The organism is Dyadobacter tibetensis Y620-1, from assembly GCF_000566685.1.
Taxonomy (GTDB): Bacteria; Bacteroidota; Bacteroidia; order Cytophagales; family Spirosomataceae; genus Dyadobacter; species Dyadobacter tibetensis.
The window spans coordinates 253596-271074 of sequence record NZ_AZQN01000005.1; the positions used below are offsets into that span (position 1 = coordinate 253596).

At 45.1% G+C, this 17479-nt stretch carries 15 protein-coding genes and 1 tRNA gene; 4 read left to right on the top strand and 12 right to left on the bottom strand.

The genetic code is table 11. The features are described 5' to 3' along the window. Window positions 1-10: 10 nt before the first annotated feature. Complete coding sequence (locus X939_RS0115405; RefSeq protein ID WP_025764184.1) at window positions 11-868, bottom strand: YjiK family protein; 858 nt, start codon at window positions 866-868, stop codon at window positions 11-13. Here X939_RS0115405 and X939_RS0115410 point away from each other — a divergent pair. Next, a complete protein-coding gene (locus X939_RS0115410; RefSeq protein ID WP_025764185.1) occupies window positions 867-2090 on the top strand; it encodes an AI-2E family transporter in 1224 nt (407 codons plus the stop codon). The two genes, X939_RS0115405 and X939_RS0115410, sit on opposite strands and share 2 nt — an antisense overlap. On the opposite strand, the gene X939_RS0115415 is transcribed toward X939_RS0115410, so the two are convergent. From X939_RS0115415 to X939_RS0115430, 4 genes are all read right to left on the bottom strand, one after another. After that, window positions 2087-2569, bottom strand: coding sequence for a gliding motility lipoprotein GldH (locus tag X939_RS0115415; protein WP_025764186.1), 483 nt, complete (start codon window positions 2567-2569; stop codon window positions 2087-2089). The genes X939_RS0115410 and X939_RS0115415 overlap by 4 nt on opposite strands. Before the next feature lie 60 nt (window positions 2570-2629). Beyond that, window positions 2630-3130 carry a hypothetical protein gene (locus X939_RS0115420; RefSeq protein WP_025764187.1) on the bottom strand — a complete coding sequence of 167 codons (501 nt, stop codon included), beginning with the start codon at window positions 3128-3130 and terminating at the stop codon, window positions 2630-2632. A 146-nt stretch (window positions 3131-3276) separates the two neighbouring features. Continuing rightward, a complete protein-coding gene (locus X939_RS0115425) occupies window positions 3277-4074 on the bottom strand; it encodes a (Fe-S)-binding protein (RefSeq protein WP_025764188.1) in 798 nt (265 codons plus the stop codon). A 43-nt stretch (window positions 4075-4117) separates the two neighbouring features. Continuing rightward, window positions 4118-5452, bottom strand: coding sequence for a 4Fe-4S dicluster domain-containing protein (locus X939_RS0115430; RefSeq protein ID WP_025764189.1), 1335 nt, complete (start codon window positions 5450-5452; stop codon window positions 4118-4120). Between the two features lie 252 nt (window positions 5453-5704). On the opposite strand from X939_RS0115430, the gene X939_RS0115435 reads away from it, so the two are divergent. The 3 genes from X939_RS0115435 to X939_RS0115445 all read left to right on the top strand — a co-directional run bounded on the left by X939_RS0115435 (window position 5705) and on the right by X939_RS0115445 (window position 7447). After that, window positions 5705-5777: transfer RNA gene (locus X939_RS0115435), tRNA-Phe, on the top strand. A 145-nt stretch (window positions 5778-5922) separates the two neighbouring features. Then, on the top strand, window positions 5923-7041 hold the full coding sequence (locus tag X939_RS0115440) for an ATP-binding protein (protein ID WP_025764190.1): 1119 nt from the start codon (window positions 5923-5925) through the stop codon (window positions 7039-7041). A 13-nt stretch (window positions 7042-7054) separates the two neighbouring features. Beyond that, window positions 7055-7447 carry a relaxase/mobilization nuclease domain-containing protein gene (locus X939_RS0115445; RefSeq protein ID WP_044199702.1) on the top strand — a complete coding sequence of 131 codons (393 nt, stop codon included), beginning with the start codon at window positions 7055-7057 and terminating at the stop codon, window positions 7445-7447. A 417-nt stretch (window positions 7448-7864) separates the two neighbouring features. On the opposite strand, the gene X939_RS0115450 is transcribed toward X939_RS0115445, so the two are convergent. Genes X939_RS0115450 through X939_RS0115480 form a run of 7 tightly spaced genes read right to left on the bottom strand, consistent with a single transcriptional unit; the run spans window position 7865 to window position 17469 of the window. Continuing rightward, window positions 7865-8347: a hypothetical protein gene (locus tag X939_RS0115450; protein WP_025764192.1), complete on the bottom strand. Its 483-nt coding sequence runs from the start codon at window positions 8345-8347 to the stop codon at window positions 7865-7867. A gap of 7 nt (window positions 8348-8354) precedes the next feature. Continuing rightward, window positions 8355-9986, bottom strand: coding sequence for a LamG-like jellyroll fold domain-containing protein (locus X939_RS0115455; protein WP_025764193.1), 1632 nt, complete (start codon window positions 9984-9986; stop codon window positions 8355-8357). Window positions 9987-9992: 6 nt separating this feature from the next. Next, a complete protein-coding gene (locus X939_RS0115460; RefSeq protein WP_025764194.1) occupies window positions 9993-10850 on the bottom strand; it encodes a DUF5007 domain-containing protein in 858 nt (285 codons plus the stop codon). 8 nt (window positions 10851-10858) lie between these two features. Beyond that, window positions 10859-11494, bottom strand: a complete 636-nt coding sequence (locus X939_RS0115465) for a fasciclin domain-containing protein (protein ID WP_025764195.1) — start codon at window positions 11492-11494, stop codon at window positions 10859-10861. Window positions 11495-11515: 21 nt separating this feature from the next. Further along, entirely contained in the window at window positions 11516-13042 is a 1527-nt protein-coding gene (locus tag X939_RS0115470) for a RagB/SusD family nutrient uptake outer membrane protein (RefSeq protein ID WP_025764196.1), read from the bottom strand. A 26-nt stretch (window positions 13043-13068) separates the two neighbouring features. Beyond that, window positions 13069-16131, bottom strand: coding sequence for a SusC/RagA family TonB-linked outer membrane protein (locus X939_RS0115475; RefSeq protein WP_198034427.1), 3063 nt, complete (start codon window positions 16129-16131; stop codon window positions 13069-13071). Between the two features lie 30 nt (window positions 16132-16161). Further along, a complete protein-coding gene (locus X939_RS0115480; protein WP_025764198.1) occupies window positions 16162-17469 on the bottom strand; it encodes a RagB/SusD family nutrient uptake outer membrane protein in 1308 nt (435 codons plus the stop codon). Window positions 17470-17479: the final 10 nt, after the last annotated feature.

Genomic DNA, 17479 nt, shown 5'->3' on the forward strand with positions numbered 1-17479 from the left:
TAACATAATATTATCGTTGGAATATTTTAAAAATCTGCCCTTGTTCGTTGGTGACAAGAATATCACTGTTATTGACGAATGCCAGGGCTTCCGATTGTTTATGAAAAAACCTGAAACAGCCCTTTGGCTGAGCAAAATTGATGATTCCCTGGTCTATGGCAAAGAGTAAAATTTTTCCATAAGAAAGCAAGGCGAATGTCTTTCCGTCGGGGCTAATGTCAGCAGCAGTAATCTGCGTATTACTGGGTAGACTGTCTATCAGGTTGGCCTTATGAAGGCCAGGGGCGGCAGAAATACTATATAATTTTACAAAAAGTTTTGTTCTGCTTCTATTTTTAGTGAAAAAGTAGAGACTGTCATTGGCAAAGAAGAAGGCCTCACAGTCGAAATTCAGATCGTCTACTGCTGGTGGAAAGTCTTTTTGGTCGGGATAATAAAATTGAATTTTTTCTGTTTTCGGAGCCTTCGCAGCCTCTCTTGCAGGGCTGACCTTATAGATGGTAAGGTCGCGGCGGGCATTTCCATTATTTCCCATATCTCCTACAAATAGTACTCCCTTCGGCCCCCTGGCCAGGTCTTCCCAGTCCTGGTTGCTCGCCTCGGGTACTACCATCCGTTCTAAAAGCGCCCCTTTTTCATCAATCCGGAATAGGGTAGGTTCTCCGCCACTATCATTATGTGTCCAGAATGTAGTTCGGTCTTCATGAAGGGCCAGCCCAGAACTTTCGGGTACTGCTGTGGGGAGTCTGCCAATTTTCCTAATTTTGTACTGTGAGCCAACCTTTTCAGTATGATTGACCCTATGGTCAAATTGGCAAGAGCTAAATAGGGACTTCACAGCAATCCATATATATACTAACTTACTCATGAAACTAAATTTACGTTCGGATCAAAACAAAGATAAGCAAAGAGATCCCTATTACTATAAGCTCGCCAGCATCCTTGTGGCCTTAATTGCTGGAGTTTATATTCTGTCTACCTTACAGGAGACGATCATCCCCCTAGCATTTTCCGTTCTGCTGGCTATTTTACTGCATCCCTTATGCTCCTGGCTGGAGAGGCGTAAGATTCCTAGGATAGGGGCCATTCTACTTAGTATTTTCGGTTTGGTCGTCGTGCTGGCAGGTCTGGTAACCTTGGTCTCTATGCAGATTGGTGGCCTGGCCGAAGAGCTCCCTCGAATCTCTAAAAAGACAGATGCTTTCATTGACCAGGGACTTACCATGGGGGAGCAATATCTCAATATAAGCAGAAGTGAGCAGGTAAGCCAGGTGAAGAAATACCTGATTACAGCTTTGAGTGAAGGAAAGACCGTGATATTAAATACGCTACTCTCTACTACCGGCGCCATCTCAACTTTTATTCTGATCCCGCTTTATGTTTTCTTTTTTCTGCTTTATCGCGATTTTTTCCGTCGCTTCGTACATAAGGCTTTTCACCGAATAGAGAAGGTGAAGTTAGATGGCTTGCTAAAGAAAATTTACGAAGTCATACGCAGCTATTTGTCAGGGCTTTTTCTGGTCATCCTTATCGTGGGAGTGCTCAACAGCGTAGGCTTACTCATTTTAGGAATTCCCCATGCCATTTTCTTCGGATTCCTTGCTGGCTTCCTTATCCTGATACCCTACATAGGTATACTCATTGGATCGGTGTTGCCGGCATTATTAAGCCTAGTTACCATGGATTCACCCTGGTATGCAGTGGGGGTAATCGGAGTGATGAGTTTTGTGCAGTTTTTGGAGGGTAACTTTATTACTCCCAATATAGTGGGGTCTAAGGTGAGCGTGAATCCTCTTGCTGCCATTGTAGCACTATTCTTGGGGGGGCAACTTTGGGGGCTTTCAGGATTAATCCTTGCTCTGCCCATTACCGCAATATTGAAAGTTATTATGGATGCTATTCCAAGTATGGAGCCCTACGGTTTTTTACTGGGTGAGCCCGAACATGAAATTAAAGAAGAGATCGCTATTGAGAAAGAGCGAGAGGAACAGCGACCTCCACGCCGTAAACCACGGTACCGTAAACAGCGCAACCGTCCGGCCGAGGGTGAAGGCGGGATCCAAAAGGCACCTATTCCCGGGGCTGATTAAGGGGCATCAATAACTTTTTCTACACTGATGCCGACACTCAATATGAAGGGTAAAGGATTTTGGCGCATCGATTGCGTAAGGGTGAAGGTATATTCACCCTTACGATCGAAAGTGTAATTTTTCAAGACTGGGATTTTATGGTCAAAAAGATCTCCCAGTCCCTTTCCATAAGGCTTTCCGGTAACCTGATTGGAAATAAAGAGCTCATCGAGCATATTAGAAACGGGTTCGCCATCAGGACCCGTTATTTTTTTGGAAATGTATAGGTTGTAATACGGATATTGAAGAGAGTTTCTTATCAGGTAAAATACGTTATACTGCTGGGTAGTATCTTCTATGGTAACTTTAAACGTAGGTCGGTTATCCAGATACCACATCCCATCGGGAATGTCGTCATAGGCGCTGTAAACCACATTTTCATCACAAGATAGCAGTAGGCAGCTCATCAGAGCCAACATATATACCCGAATTCCTTTCATATTATATTCTACAATCAAATTATATTAGCAAATCTACCCCCCGCAGTACTCGTTTACAAGTTATACCGGTAATTGGCCTGAGAAATACCTTTTCAGCCAGGTTTGATGAGCTGGGACCTTCCATTTTGTCATCCACTGAGCTTTGGTCTGAACCTGATTATCGTATACCTTGGTATATCTGCCGATAATTTCATTTTCGATAGAAGATTTAATGGCAGGAACGGCAACAGATTGCAAATGCCCGGTGTCATCCAGGTAAACTAATGAGCGGTCGAAGAAGTCGATCTGCATTTGGTGCCCAATCTCTTGCATCCAGTGTGTAAGCTTATCAATGGAGCAACCGCTGGGCAATTCTTTGCGCTCGTCCACGGCCAACACGACAAAACGATGCTCAAATAACTTAACGGAGGCGGTCAAGGCCTGGCCGTGGGCCTCCCAGTTTTCTAAGGAAGACTTCAGTGTTTCATGGATGGTGTCTTGCTCGGTATCGGTTAAGCTGCGATTGGCCTGGAAAATCCATATTCTGGAATTAAGATCTATCTCGTCGAATGGTAGGTACATAAGTTATGATTAAATGATGCGTTGTTAAGTCTAGGCTGAGGGGGATTTCCCCTTATGGCAAACAATGACAGGATACGCAAAGTTCGTCTTTCCCTGGCCTGATTCCTCCCAACAACGCTTGCGGGGAGTTGGGTATTGTAAATCGTCTACGAATCTTGTTGCGCAATAAGCAGCTCAGCCAAATCATAGACCCGAATCTGGTCTTCTTTTTCTTTATTTTTCACTCCATCGCTCATCATAACCATGCAGAAGGGGCAGGCCACCGCGATGGTTGATGCTCCGGTTGCGATGGCTTCTTCCACCCTTTCAATATTGACATCCTTCCGGCCCGGTTCAGGCTCTTTAAACATTTGTCCCCCTCCTGCGCCACAGCAGAGTCCTTTAGTTTTGCAGCGTTTCATTTCTACCAGCTCCGCGTCCAGCGTCTCCAGCACCTGCCGAGGTGCTTCATAAATGTCGTTGGCCCGCCCCAAATAACAGGAATCGTGGAAAGTGATCTTTTTGCCCTTAAAAGCGCCTCCACCTTGCAGACCCAGTCTGCCTTCATTAATTAAACCTTGCAGAAAGGTAGAATGATGCACCACTTCGTAATGCCCCCCAAGAGCAGGATATTCATTTTTTAGCGTATTAAAGCAATGTGGACAGGCCGTGACAATCTTCTTGACACCATACATGTTGAGTACCTGAATATTTCCCAGTGCAAGCATTTGGAAAGTGAATTCGTTGCCGGCACGGCGTGCGGGGTCCCCCGTACAGCTTTCTTCGGTTCCTAGTACGGCGAATCGTATACCTACCTGGTCCAGTATTTTGGTGAAGGCCAGGGTTACTTTCTTATAACGGTCGTCGAAAGAGCCAGCACAACCTACCCAGAAGAGTACCTCCGGCATTTCGTTATTGGCGGCCATTTCGGCCATGGTGGGTATTTTTAGTGCGTTATCAGACATAATTTATTTCTTATGGTTGAGACAAGGGACGTTTTGGATGAAATCACTGTTGGCGATCGGCGGCCCAATTGAAGCGATCGGCAGGCGAAAACTTCCAGGGGGCCTGGTTGGTCTCTAAGTTCTGAAACATGGCATTCCAGGATGCCGGTGCCTGAGCTTCGTCCATCACCCGATATCGTCTTAATTGAAGAATGATATCCAGAGGATTGATGAGTATAGGGCATTCTTCCACGCAGGCATTGCACGAAGTGCAAGCTAACAGCTCCTCATCCAGGATGTAGTCGCCTAACAGGCTCTTTCCATCATCAACGAGTTGTCCGCCGTTTTGCTGCATATTACGGCCCACATCTTCCAGTCTATCCCGGGTGTCCATCATAATTTTCCGTGGAGAGAGCAATTTGCCTGTCAGATTGGCGGGGCAGGCGGAAGTGCAGCGCCCACATTCTGTACAGGAATAAGCATCCATAAGATTTTTCCAGCTCAGATCCTGCACGTCTTTGGCGCCGAAGCGTTCGGGGACGGGCAGGGGTTCGGTAGAGCCTTCTGTAGCGATACCCAGCATGGTTTGGACCTCTGAAGTTATTTCAGGCATGTTTTGCATGGTGCCGCGGGGTATGAGTCTGGCAAAATAAGTGTTGGGAAAGGCCAGGGCGATATGCAAATGCTTGGAATAGGTAACATATACGGCAAAGCCGAAGATTCCTAATATATGGAGCCACCAGGCTGTCCGTTCAAAAGCGATCAGACTTCCCTCGCTCCAGCCGGTAAATAATGGAATCAGAGCTTGACTGATCAGGAAATTTCCGGTTAAAGGATAATGTGCACTCCCCCGCATTTGAAGTGCACTATCGGCCGCATTCATGGTGAGAATGGCCATCATCAGCACAATTTCCAAAAGGAGAATAACCGAGGCGTCGAGCTCGGGCCAGCCCCGCATCTCCCGGTGACTAGCCGCTTGAAGGCGGTCTACCTTCATAATCCAGCGGCGCACCAGAAACAGAACACAGGCCAGCAGGACGCCCAGGGCCAATATTTCAAAAAAGCCGATCAGGACCAGGTAGAAGTCCCCCAGGACAGGGGCAAATATACGGTGCTGCCCAAGGATCCCGTCCAGCACGATTTCGAGGACTTCGATATTGATCAGTAGAAATCCAGCATATACCACAAAATGTAACAGCCCCACGACGGGTCGGTCAAACATTTTCTTTTGGCCAAAAGCTACACGAAGCATGGTAGACATTCTGCGAGCGGGCTGGTCGGTGCGGTCCTCAGCCCTGCCTAAACGAATGGTGCGGGCGATCAGTGAAGCCCTACGGTAGACCAACCAAGCGGTAACTCCCAGTACCAGCACGAAAAGAATTTGTTGTATCAGGATCATATGGGTTGATTAATTAAGATATGGAGTCGTTTTAGTATGCGTGCATAATATAAACAAATATGGTAAAAATGCAGGAAGGCACCGAATTTAGTCCCCGTAAATTTATTATTTTAGGGTAACTTAAAGATTGTCAAAGGGTTTGCTGGCTGGGGGGAGGGTGTTGAAAAAAAAATCAAATTTTTTTCCTGAAATAATTTGGAATAAAGGGCTATACATCTACCTTTGCAGTCCCGAAAGGAACCAATTGAGCCTGGTGATGTAGCTCAGTCGGTAGAGCAAAGGACTGAAAATCCTTGTGTCGGCGGTTCGATTCCGTCCATCACCACAGAGTCCCTTACTGCTAGTCAGTAAGGGATTTTTTGTTTCTGGGCGAAAAGGTGGGTCAGGTTCTGCCAATTCCGGTAATATAATAATATTGTTGGATTGTAATCCGGTATTATTATGTTAATTTGGAATTAAAATCTGACGAAATGATAACAAGGCTGCTAGAAGACAAGATCGAACAACGATTATTCAAGGGAAAAGCTATTTTGCTTTTCGGTCCTCGCCAATCTGGTAAATCGACTTTAGTCGAATCGGTATTGGCCGGAAAGGAGCATATGTACCTTAACGGCGACGATTCAGATGTTCGGGAAATCTTGACCAACACAACAGCAGCCAAGTTACGACTGGTAGTGGGCAGTAAAAAAATCCTGTTTATTGATGAAGCGCAGCGTGTACCGAATATTGGCCTGACACTTAAGTTGTTTACTGACCAGATAAAGGATGTGCAGGTGATTGCTACAGGCTCTTCCGCTTTTGAATTATCCAGTCAGGTGAATGAGCCACTTACAGGACGCAAATATGAATTTATGCTGTATCCACTAAGTTTCGCCGAAATGGTGAAACAGAATGGATTGATTCAGGAGAAGCGGTTACTGGATCATCGCCTGATTTACGGCTGCTATCCTGAAATTGTGACTAAGTCAGGTGAAGAAGAGGAATTGCTGAAACTTCTTACGGGAAGTTATTTGTACAAAGATTTGTTGATGCTGGAGCAGATCAAGAAACCCCTGCTTCTGGAAAAGCTGCTTAAAGCACTTGCTTTGCAGGTAGGAAGCGAAATCAGCTATCAGGAAATCGGCCAGACCGTTGGTAGTGATAGCAAAACGGTGGATAAATATATCGATCTACTGGAAAAGACCTATGTTGTGTTTCGCCTTCCGGCACTGAACAGGAATGTGCGCAATGAAATTAAGAAGGGCAAAAAGGTCTATTTCTATGATAATGGCATACGGAACGCCATTATTAATAATTTTAAGCCTGTACAGTCGAGAACGGATGTAGGCGCATTGTGGGAGAACTACATCATCTCTGAACGGATGAAATTTCTTCATTATAACGGAACGGACGTGAATTCTTATTTCTGGCGTACCACGCAGCAACAGGAAATCGACCTTATCGAGGAGCATGGTGAAGATCTGACTGCCTATGAGTTCAAGTGGAATAAAAAAGAGAAGGTGCGCTTTCCGCAGACCTTCACTGACAATTATATCAACGCTAAGACACTGGCAATTTCACCGGATAATATTGAGGAAATATTATGGTAGTGGAATAGCTACTATGGCGCTGGATAAAGCCAGAACGGTAAGGACATCAAAGCATTTGTTTTTACATAATGTTGTTTCATTAGATCCAAAGGGTATCGCATTGGAAATACAGCAAGAGGCAGCTGGTAGCAGATGTAAAAGGCCGGTTTGGCATTCATCACTCAGCTGGAAGCCAGAAGAAAATCCGACCCAACAGCAGATGATTGAATCCGCTAACCGATACTGTACCAAAATGGGTGCTGATCCAAAAGATCACCAAATTGCAGTCTATCAGCATCATGACAAACCTCACAAGAATATCCACATCTACATTAACCGAGTGCCAACAGATGGGAGTAAAGCATTGGAGACATCCCATAACTATGCCCGGAATGGAATTGCTACAATAAAGCGGACAAAAAGTTAATATGAACTGTCAAGTACTCCTTGACAGTTGTTGCTTTGACAAAAACTAAGACAACTCTAATACAAAGGCTATTTATTAATGAGCATATTGTTTAAATATAAACATTTGTTATTCAATTTATTAAGTCTATAGTCGACGTTAAAAATTGACGATTAGGAGTTATTGCTAAGAGTTTGCTGCGGTTTTGTCTAATAACAGTTGGCACTATGTCTGGTCAGACCGCAAAACTGAGACAGGTGCTCTCACACGTCAGTTATCACGAAATCTGTGACAACTAATTTTTTTTCCCTCTTGGAGCCAGTAAACCTACTTCAACTTAATTTTCTCGATTTGTTGGAGTGCATGGTTGAGAAGATGCAGTGAATGCAGCCTTTAATCACCGAATATGAGTCAGTTAGGTCGATGACACGCATCCACTCACTGACGGCTAAGCGTTACACTGAAATCGCCTTCTCCGGTAACACCTGTTTCTGTGTTTTCCCAACCCATTTTAAAGGAGATTACTAAGGCGGTAGAGGATACTTTTGCTTTGAATTCGTCCACAGGTGTTATGCCGGTAAGTTTTATACTTGCCTCATCCTGGGTTCCCGACACTTGCCAGGTTCCAGCTGACCCGCTAAAAATAATGGGACATTCCTGTCCTAAAAATTGGGCAGGCTTCCCGGAGCCATCAGTAGTAAATACCAGCCTCATTGAGCCAAATATCTCTGCTGGGACTCCGTCAGGTGTGACGATATTGGTAGGTTTTGCCCAGGTGCCGCCTAGTCTTCCTGATACGAGTTGCTCGGAATCCAATGGGGTTAACAGTACATCGTCTTTACATGCACTTAGTCCGAGTGTTACTAACACGAGAAGTGCTGCCAATAATCTGCTGTTACAATTCAGTCTTACTTGTATCATCGTATGGTTAATTAACTTTGAATAGTCGGAATGGTAAATTTGATTTTAAGGAGTTTCCTTCGAGGTGCCATGAGCCCTCTACCCGGATGCCCAGATGGCTTAAGATATTTACTGCAACATCGGTCATACCAATGGGATACATAGGGTGACGGGAAGAGGCAGGGCCTACCAGTTCTGCGTGGTTGTTTTTACCGCTCATATCTCGTACCATCGTACCTGAGACTTCATCGAATTTTAAATATAGATTCAGGGAGGACCGATAAGGATGATCGCTGTTTTCGATATTACGCAAGTGCATATGATCTTTGATTGTCTGTTGAGGAAGTACATCCGCCCAAATTCTAACCTCATTGAATGAGCCTGCCCAGTTGGGTGCTCCCCCTCCATAGTTCTGCGTGCCTTCTTGGGCCAGACAAATAAAGTTAAAAGGAGAACTCATGTTATCTTCTGCCTTATAGGTGAGTTTGGCTTCTCCAACTTTTTCTCCATCCTGGTAAATAATACATGCTTTGGTTTTGTCGAAAGTGACCCCGATATGGTGCCAGTTGCCATCTTCAAGGGTTTTGCTAGAGCCAATGTCGTAGCGCTCTCGTTTGGTATTAGCAAAATTGATCTTCCATGTGCTGCCGCTCCGGCAGATGGTAAAGCCAGGATTACCCCCTGAGCCCCAATCTTTATTTCCCATTATAGAGGGGTCACTGGAATTGGCTCCGGCTTTTACCCACATCTCAATGGTAAACTTGTCCATTCCGTTCAAGGCTGTATTATTCGTCGGAATCCTTACAAAGGTCTTCTCTCCGGTAGACGCTTTCGCGAGGGAAAGGATATTGTCGTTATTTAAACGGGCATCAATAGAGTTGACCATTAATTCTTTCTTATCTAGCTCGCCTCCCGATAAGATAATGGGGACATTAAATTCTTCACTTCTGTTATTGAAAGTGGCGCCGGATTCGGTACCTCCATGGGTGGATACCAGGAATATGGCCCAGTTTTCGCTGGCATAGGTACTTCGGGACTTAATGGTAGCTTGTAATTGCTGCAGGTAAGTATCGATTTGTTGTATGGCTTGTACATACCGCGCTTCACGCAACTGATATCCCACTGCCTGTCCGACTTCTGCAGGGCTGCTAAACTGAACAAACAGGGATCCTATATTGGATTGTTCCAGCATCTGTCTGGTCTGATCGAAGACACCTTGATCGGAATCAAAGTGAAATTTATAGTCTGCATATTGGTTCAGCTCTGAATTAATCTCTTCATTACGGACGATGGAAGCGATCTTTATTTCCGGGTTTGCCGATTTGATCCGATTTACTACGGAAGGGAAGGTGTTAAATTTATTTCCAACGAAGGTTTTGTTGGCCTCTGCCCCATGTTTTTGAGGCCCTACCCCAGTTAGGAGCGTGGCCCAGCCAGTGGTGGAGTAGGCCGGGACGGTACTATATCCGCTCATACTGTAGGAGGCGTCTTCCAGAAGCTGATCGACCCCGGGAGTGGAAGCATAACCAAAGGCGGTATTGATTATCCCATCCACACCAATAACCAATATTTTTTTTGTTTTATCCTGAGCCTTCACGTAGGTCCCTGCTGTAATAAGGCAGGTCAGGATTAATATAGAGTACTTTATAGAATTTTTCATCTGTTTTTACTTATAAAGTCGTATAACATAACTACCAGGAACTCCTAGAACGAAGTTGAAATTTTCACTTACATAGCTGATCTCTTCCTTACCATCTTCATCTTGGTCGGCAATGATCTTCCAGCTGCAGTAGGTATTCGCATTTTTAACGGGGAAACTTACATTCCAAAGTTCTCCCTGCTCGTTGTCGTCGACAAAGGTTCCTTTAAAGCCCAGACTTCGGTCTTTGGTAAAATCTATTCTATTTCCTGGGAGCTGTTTTCCGTCCAGATATCCTACAAATAAAATCTGATTTGGTGTGTCGGCCACGCGCTCGATTTGAGGAGGTGAAATCATGCCGGAGGACCAGGAAGTGACCTCAAATTCGACGAACTCAATTATAATGGCGTCCTTTATTATTCGGCTTCCCGAAGTGTTGCTCACCTGAACGTCGAAGCGATATTCACCGGCGGGGATTTTATTGCCTTCCAGGAGCTCAAGCGTTCCTGTATTGGGATTGATGGTAATAGCGGGTTGTCGTACGATTTCAGATTTTAGCTTTAACTCTTCGACGGATTCGTTTCCTACTAATGCTTCCTTATAACGGATCACCTCCAGTTCCTCATTTAAGGGAGAAATGTCCTGACCATTGGTTTCGGTGATATTGACAATCTCGAAATGCAAGGGAAGGGTGGAGCTGGAGGTCAGAAAGTCACCGACATTTTGTGTTAGTCCGGAGACCGCATATTGCTTTCTGTTTTTATAACCGATATCGGGTGCTAAGCTGCCTTCACCAGGTATCTCTTCACATCCCGAAAGACTCACTATAAATCCAACCAAAAAGAACAGCTTCCAATAATGTTTCAAGGTATTTTTAGGTTTCATCGTATTTATTAATTGAATCCGAATATGTGGGTGTTAGAATCTAAAATATGCAGCATGCCGTTGGTGGAGCGCAGTCCGGAGGTTACAACAGTTACTGATTGATATTGCTCCACAGGGCTGTCGGGGGCGCTAGTATTCAAAGCAAAGATGATGTAGGCTGCCCCCATATTTACATTTCCTAAATAGTCGTTTCGAATCAGATTGAAGCGTGCTTTTCTTCCCCCTTGAGTGGTAGCATAGCTATAGGCAGGAGAGAGGCTTCTACGATCTATTTCCTGGTCTGGAATGATGTAGTTCTTCAATATTTTGCTAATCATGTCTATCTCTTCACTTTTTAATTGAGATAGCTCTGGCCACTTGGATTCGTCAGGGTATAATAGTTTGAAGAAGTTGTGAATAGAATAGTCCTGAGGAGCCAAAAATGTATTGCCAGTTTTCGCTATTTCCGTTTCCAGCCCACAAAGCTGTATTAACCTGACCAGTGTGTCGAATTTTGCTGGTTCAGTTTTTAAGTAGTCCATGGTGGACATATTGATCGTTCCACTCAAATCGGTCTGAATGCCCCCGTCAGTAAAATATTCATCATTGCATCCAAATGCTAGAAAGATGGTTGCCACTAAAAGGGCGGTTAAGGATTTCTTCATTTTTGACTGCGGTTATTAGGGTTATTGATTGAATTGCCAATAATAGGTCTGATGCATATTGGGATTGTTTGCAAAGGCTTCATCGCTGACAGGAAAGAAACCAGCCCCATTTTTTTCAGCTTGCTCGGTAATAGATGGGTTAAATTCATGCAAACGTCCCAGACGAACGAGGTCATATACCCGCTGGAATTCTCCAATCAGTTCTCGGCGTCGCTCCTCCAAAATTTCTTCGATCAAAAGTGCCTGATCTGATTTTGTGAATGAGGGAATTCCTGCTCGAGACCTCACCATATTGAGCAGGGTCAAGGCTTCATTTACCTTCCCTAGCCTGGCATCTGCTTCGGCTTTAAGCAATACAATATCAGCATACCGGAATATGGGGACGGGGCCGTCCATCAGGTTGTAGGACCGGTCTTTGGCCTTTCGGAATTTGGCGAACATAATCAGCCGCTCCCCGTTGGCGAGGGGGTCTGCAAAAACAGGTCGAATCTCATTTTCTCCCACTGAGAAGTCTATACTTTGGAAGAACTCTGCTACCCGTCTATCAGACTGATTGGCGGCATAATCCGGGTAAATTTCTAGGATTTTAGATTTAGGAACAGCCAGGGAGAGGTTGCCCCGGGAGGTATAAGGGTTGGTAAGATAGTAGGTCATAATATGTCCGTAATAGTCCGAAAACTCACCTACCTTGGCATCATAAAACATTTGAAAAATAAGTTCATCCGATTCTCCTGTGTCGAACATTTCTCGAAATCCTTCTATCGGTACCAGTTTGTAAGTGCCTTCCTCTATGATCTGGTTTAGGGCCTCAGATGCTGCTTGATAGTCCTTAAGCCACATGAGGGCATGCGCTTTTAGTGCTAGAGCAGCCCCTCTGGTTCCTCTTGAAGTAGCTTTTTTTCGCGTTCCCGGATAAAGCCAGGGCAAACCGGCAATGGCTATATCTGCTTCGGAGACGACCATTTCCATTACTTTTTTGATCGGTTCTCTACCCAAGGGGGTCACATTTCTTGCACTTAGATTAATCGGAACATCGCCCCATATACGCGCGGCATAGAAGTGTGACATAGCCCGCATAAAATGGGCTTCCGCCAGTAGCTCTGCTTTCCTTTCGGCAGTTAGGCCTTCCGAAATAGTAGGTACGTTTTCTAATACCAGGTTACACTGCTCTATGGCCCGATAAAATAAGCGCCAATTGGTCATGGGTTCTAGCTGGGTACGGGCAATGAGGTTATTATTAAATCCTGCTTGCCAGTCGCCATCGTTATTTGGTGTAATCCAGTCTCCAGACCGGGCATCCCCCCAGAAGTAATAATCTCCCCAGGACCCATTTCTGGTGGTAGATGGGGTATCGGATTTGGTGAGGCCGGAAAGGGCCCGACGGAAAATTGAAAATGATTTAGCAACTGCCCCTTCTGCGTCACTACCGGTCACCCAGGCCTGATCTTCAGTGATGGTGTTGATAGGGAGTTGATTTAACCAGTCTTTGCAACCCTGTGAAATGAGCAATAACGTAGTCAAACAGGAGACAAAAATCTTGTTTCTCATAATTTCTAATCTTTAAAAAATGAATATTAGAGCCCCAGTGAAATTCCAAAAAGCATCATCCTGCGCATGGGATATCCCTTGGAGTCATCAAAGCCATCAATGGTAACCAGTTCGGCGTCGGGGCCACTATATTTTTGAAAAGTTATAATATTGTCGAAGGTGCAATAGATCCTGGCTCTTCCTATACCTAAACGGTCCAATATTGTATTGTTCAGGTTATACGACAGGGTGGCGGCTTTAACTTTGAAGTAAGATCCGTCTTCTACATATTCTGAATCGTATGAAACAATCTGTGATGCATCGTTCCAAGGGTTCAGGGAAGGATATTTAGCCTGGTCCCCACTTTTTTCCCATATTGAATAGTTGTCGAGATTGGGCATGGAACGGGCTCCGGCAAAGTCCTTTCCAAATTGTAGCCTTTCCAATAATGCGGTATTGACTATTTTCCTTCCAACCACGAAGGTAGATACGATGTTTAGCCCAAAATTCTTATATCTTAAATCATTTGTCCATCCGCCAGTCCATTTGGGGTTAGGGTCTCCGGCATAGATTCGGTCTTTCACGTCTATAATATAATCTCCGTTCTGATCCCTGAAATTCCGATCTCCTACTGCAAGTTTCTTATTCTGAAGTCCCAACAGACGTGCCCCTGTTTTGGGGTTAACCGGGATTTGACTTTCAGTTTGGTAGATTCCTTGCGACTGATAAAAAAAGAAACCATTCAGAGGAGTCCCTGTCCGAACGATAGATCCGAAGTCTTGGCCCGAGGTGCTGGTTTTAATGATATCTGCATTCCCGTCGGGTAGGGCGATTACCCGATTCCGGTTTAAGGCGAAGTTTAGCCCCGTGTTCCAATTAAATTCTCTTCCTGAGTTTATGTTGGTATTCACGGTAAATTCCAGTCCTCGGTTCAAAACATTTGCTGCATTTCGATAGACCTCATTATAGCCCGATGTGGTAGGAAGAGAGGTGGTGAGTAGTAGTCCTTTTGTAACCTTTTCGTATGCGTCGACTATGAATTCAAGTTTGTTTCCAAATAAGGATACATCCATACCTATATTGCTCATCTGGCTCTTTACCCAGGTGAGATTTTCATTTTTGAATCCATCGTACCACGAAGGCGAGTAACCGGATATACCCCCATAGGATATTTCCAGGAGCGAGTTATAGCTGTCAAGGGCACCTCCGTCCATAATTCCAAGCGCTAGGTAGTCGTTATTCCATGTAGTCCCTGAAATACCGTAGCTAGCACGTACTTTACCACTTTCAAACCAATCTAAGTTTTTAAAAAGACTTTCCTTCCCAAAGTTCCACCCGGCGGATATGGAAGGAAAAATTCCCCAGCGATTGGCTTGCCCAAATTTGGAGGATCCATCTGCCCGGAGCGAGCCCCCGATCATGTACTTTTGTTGAAAGGAATAATCTACCCGGCTAAAATAGGACAAAATTGAGCTGGCTGTATAGTTGCTGGAGCCAATGGCATTGCCACTGGGCCAGTTCACCGTTTCCGAGAGTGATGGGGAGGCGGCTACGCTATTTACCTGAGTGATTTTGGTCTCTATTTTCTCGGCACTCTGGCCAAGCAGGAAATTGAGACTATGCCCCTCACTAAATTTTGGGGCATAATTAAGTGTATTCTGGAATAACAGGTTTCGACTTTCACTGGCTCCGCTACTGTTATAGGCTCTTAGGGTACGTCGGGATGCACTATAGGTGTCTTTCATACTTCGGGTATATTCGAGACTAAGACTGGTCTTGTATGTGAGATTTTGGAAAAGATTTAAGGTGGCGTTAGAGCTGAATCGGATACGGTCATTGACATTGGAATTTTTACCTATACCATACACCTCAGATCCTTTTACGATATCATTATTGGGCAGGGGGAATAGCGTGGAGTAGTTTGCCGAAAGTCCATCCGGATTTCGGGTTTGATCGGTACGTGAAACCGCGAGGGTGTTATCGATTACCAGGCTGTTTTTCAGGGCATTGAAGCTGGTACTTGCCATCGTACTATAACGCTTAAAGCCTGTATTGAAAAGAATACCCTTGTTGTCCATATGCCCCATGCTAATGCTATACTGTCCAAAATCTCCCGCTCCGCGTATGGAGCCATTAAAATCCTGGGTTATTGAAGTATTGTACAGATATCCCTGCCAGTCTGAGGAGTTATTATAGAATGGATTGTTGATATCGGTATACATGGCGGGCATGGATACCCCATAGGGAGCATAGGAAGCATATAAGCGGGCTACCTGTTCCCGTTCTTTAGCACCTCCTGCTACATCCTGCAACTGAGGGACATAGTTAACTCCCAGCCGGGCATTGAAGCTAATTTGTGGCTTCCCGCGCCGACCTTTTTTAGTGGTAATCAGGATTACGCCATTGGCCGCCCTTGATCCGTAGATTGCCGCCGCTGAAGCGTCCTTTAATACCACCACATCTTCTATATCACTGGGATTGAGGTCGGCCAGGACATTGGTACTCGTAATGGAAAATTCGTCAGCCGTACGGGAGATGATCGGCACACCATCCACGACATATAAGGGTTCCGACACCGCGGAAGCATCCCCTCGGCTTACCGCGGCTAATCCACGAATGATGATGGTAGGCTTTGACCCAGGTTCCCCTGAATTTAACTGGATGTTCATCCCGGCTACTTTCCCTTGAAGCAGTGATTCAAAAGAATCGGAGACCTGAGCTTCCGTAATCTTGTCCATCTTAATTTCTGAAATAGATCCGGTTACCTCTTCACGAATCTGGGAACCATATCCAATTACGATAGCACTTTCAAGTTCCGCTACGCTGGACTCCAGTATTATATTCAGATTGGATGCCTGGCGAAACACGATCTCCCTGGTATGGTAACCAATGTAAGAGCATATGATGGTATCTCCTAAGGATAAATCCAGGGAGTAATTGCCTTTGATATCAGTTATGGTATAGCGGTCGGTTCCTTTCACACCTACCGTTGCCCCTATGAGTATTTCTTTATCCTGATCGGTCACCTTGCCGGTATGTGCTTTTTGAGCTACCACTACCTGCATGGAAAGCACTAGTAGGAAGAGTAGAAAGCAGGTTCTTTGTATCATTATTTCCATTGGGTAATTATTTTAAAATGATCACTGTGATTGCTGGTTGGACCAGTAACTGCTTTGAGTCAAAGCATTATCTCTGATGCTGCCTGCTGATAAGGGCCAATAGGTGGCTCCATTTTCTACCGCTGCTGGGCTAAGAGAGGGGACGAATTTGCTGATTTTTCCAAATCGAATCAGATCGAAAAAGCGTTGTCCGGTGCCAACCAAAATACGCTGACGCTCCAGGAGCAAGGCGTCGGCAAAGGCTTCATCGCTGAGGGTTGTATAATCTTCGGTGGATCCTTCCGTGGCGATTAACATGTATTCTATTGCCTTATCTACCTTACCTACTTTCCACGCTGCTTCCGACCGCAATAGGTTCAGTTCACTTAATTTCAGTATTTCTAATGTCGAAGCATCTTTTACGATCAAGGTGGCACCGCTCTGGCCATCGGAAATAGTAAAAAGGCTGGAGCGGCGTTGATCCCCCACCGGATAAATTTTGTTCAGCTTGTCCAGGGGCATGCTTACCATGGTGCGGCTCAACGGTGTTTGTGGGATATCCGTACGCCTGTCCACTCCCATCGATAGACCTAATCCTGAAAGCTTAGCCTCATCGGCCGAAAGCTCCTCTAATGCAGTCTCGGCTTCTTGATTTTTTCCGGCCCATAGGGCCTCTTGTGCGAACAGCATGGTTGCAGCTGATTTGTTGAATCTTACTGCAGTTAGTGCTGTGCTTTCAATACCATCGTCATTCAAAAGCATCCATGGCAATAGTTCTTTGGCCTTATCTGCGAAAGTCATGGCTCTATCAATAGCTTCAGCGGAGGTTAGTTTCTGACCCAGATCCGATGCTTCTCCCGAAGGGATGTCCCCCCAGATACGAGCCAGGTAGAAATAAGCCATTGATTTTAGTGCCAAAGCCTCTCCCAGATACAATTGATGTTGATATTCGGTGAGTAGGGTGGGGTCTGCACTGGAAACTATTTCCATTACATTGTTGGCGCTCGCAATTACATCGTAAAAGTATTCCCAGTCACTGATCTGGTTCAGATTATATTGATCGACGTTTAGTCGCTGAGATGCCACAAGAGCTTGGTAGCCGACCTCAACGGTTAAGTCTCCAGCTCTTGCCTCGCCATACATTAGCCAGGCATGGTTGGTAAGTAGAGCCCTTCTAAGGTCTACATACGTACCGATAACGGCTTGGTTTACTCTTTGAGCACTATTGTAGTATTCTGCAACCTCCGTCCTGTTGTCGGGTGTGATACTTAGATAGTCGGTACAAGAAGAAATAGAAAGTACTACCATGGGTATCAATTTCCATAGCTTATAATGAATCTTCATTTTCATGATGTTCAGT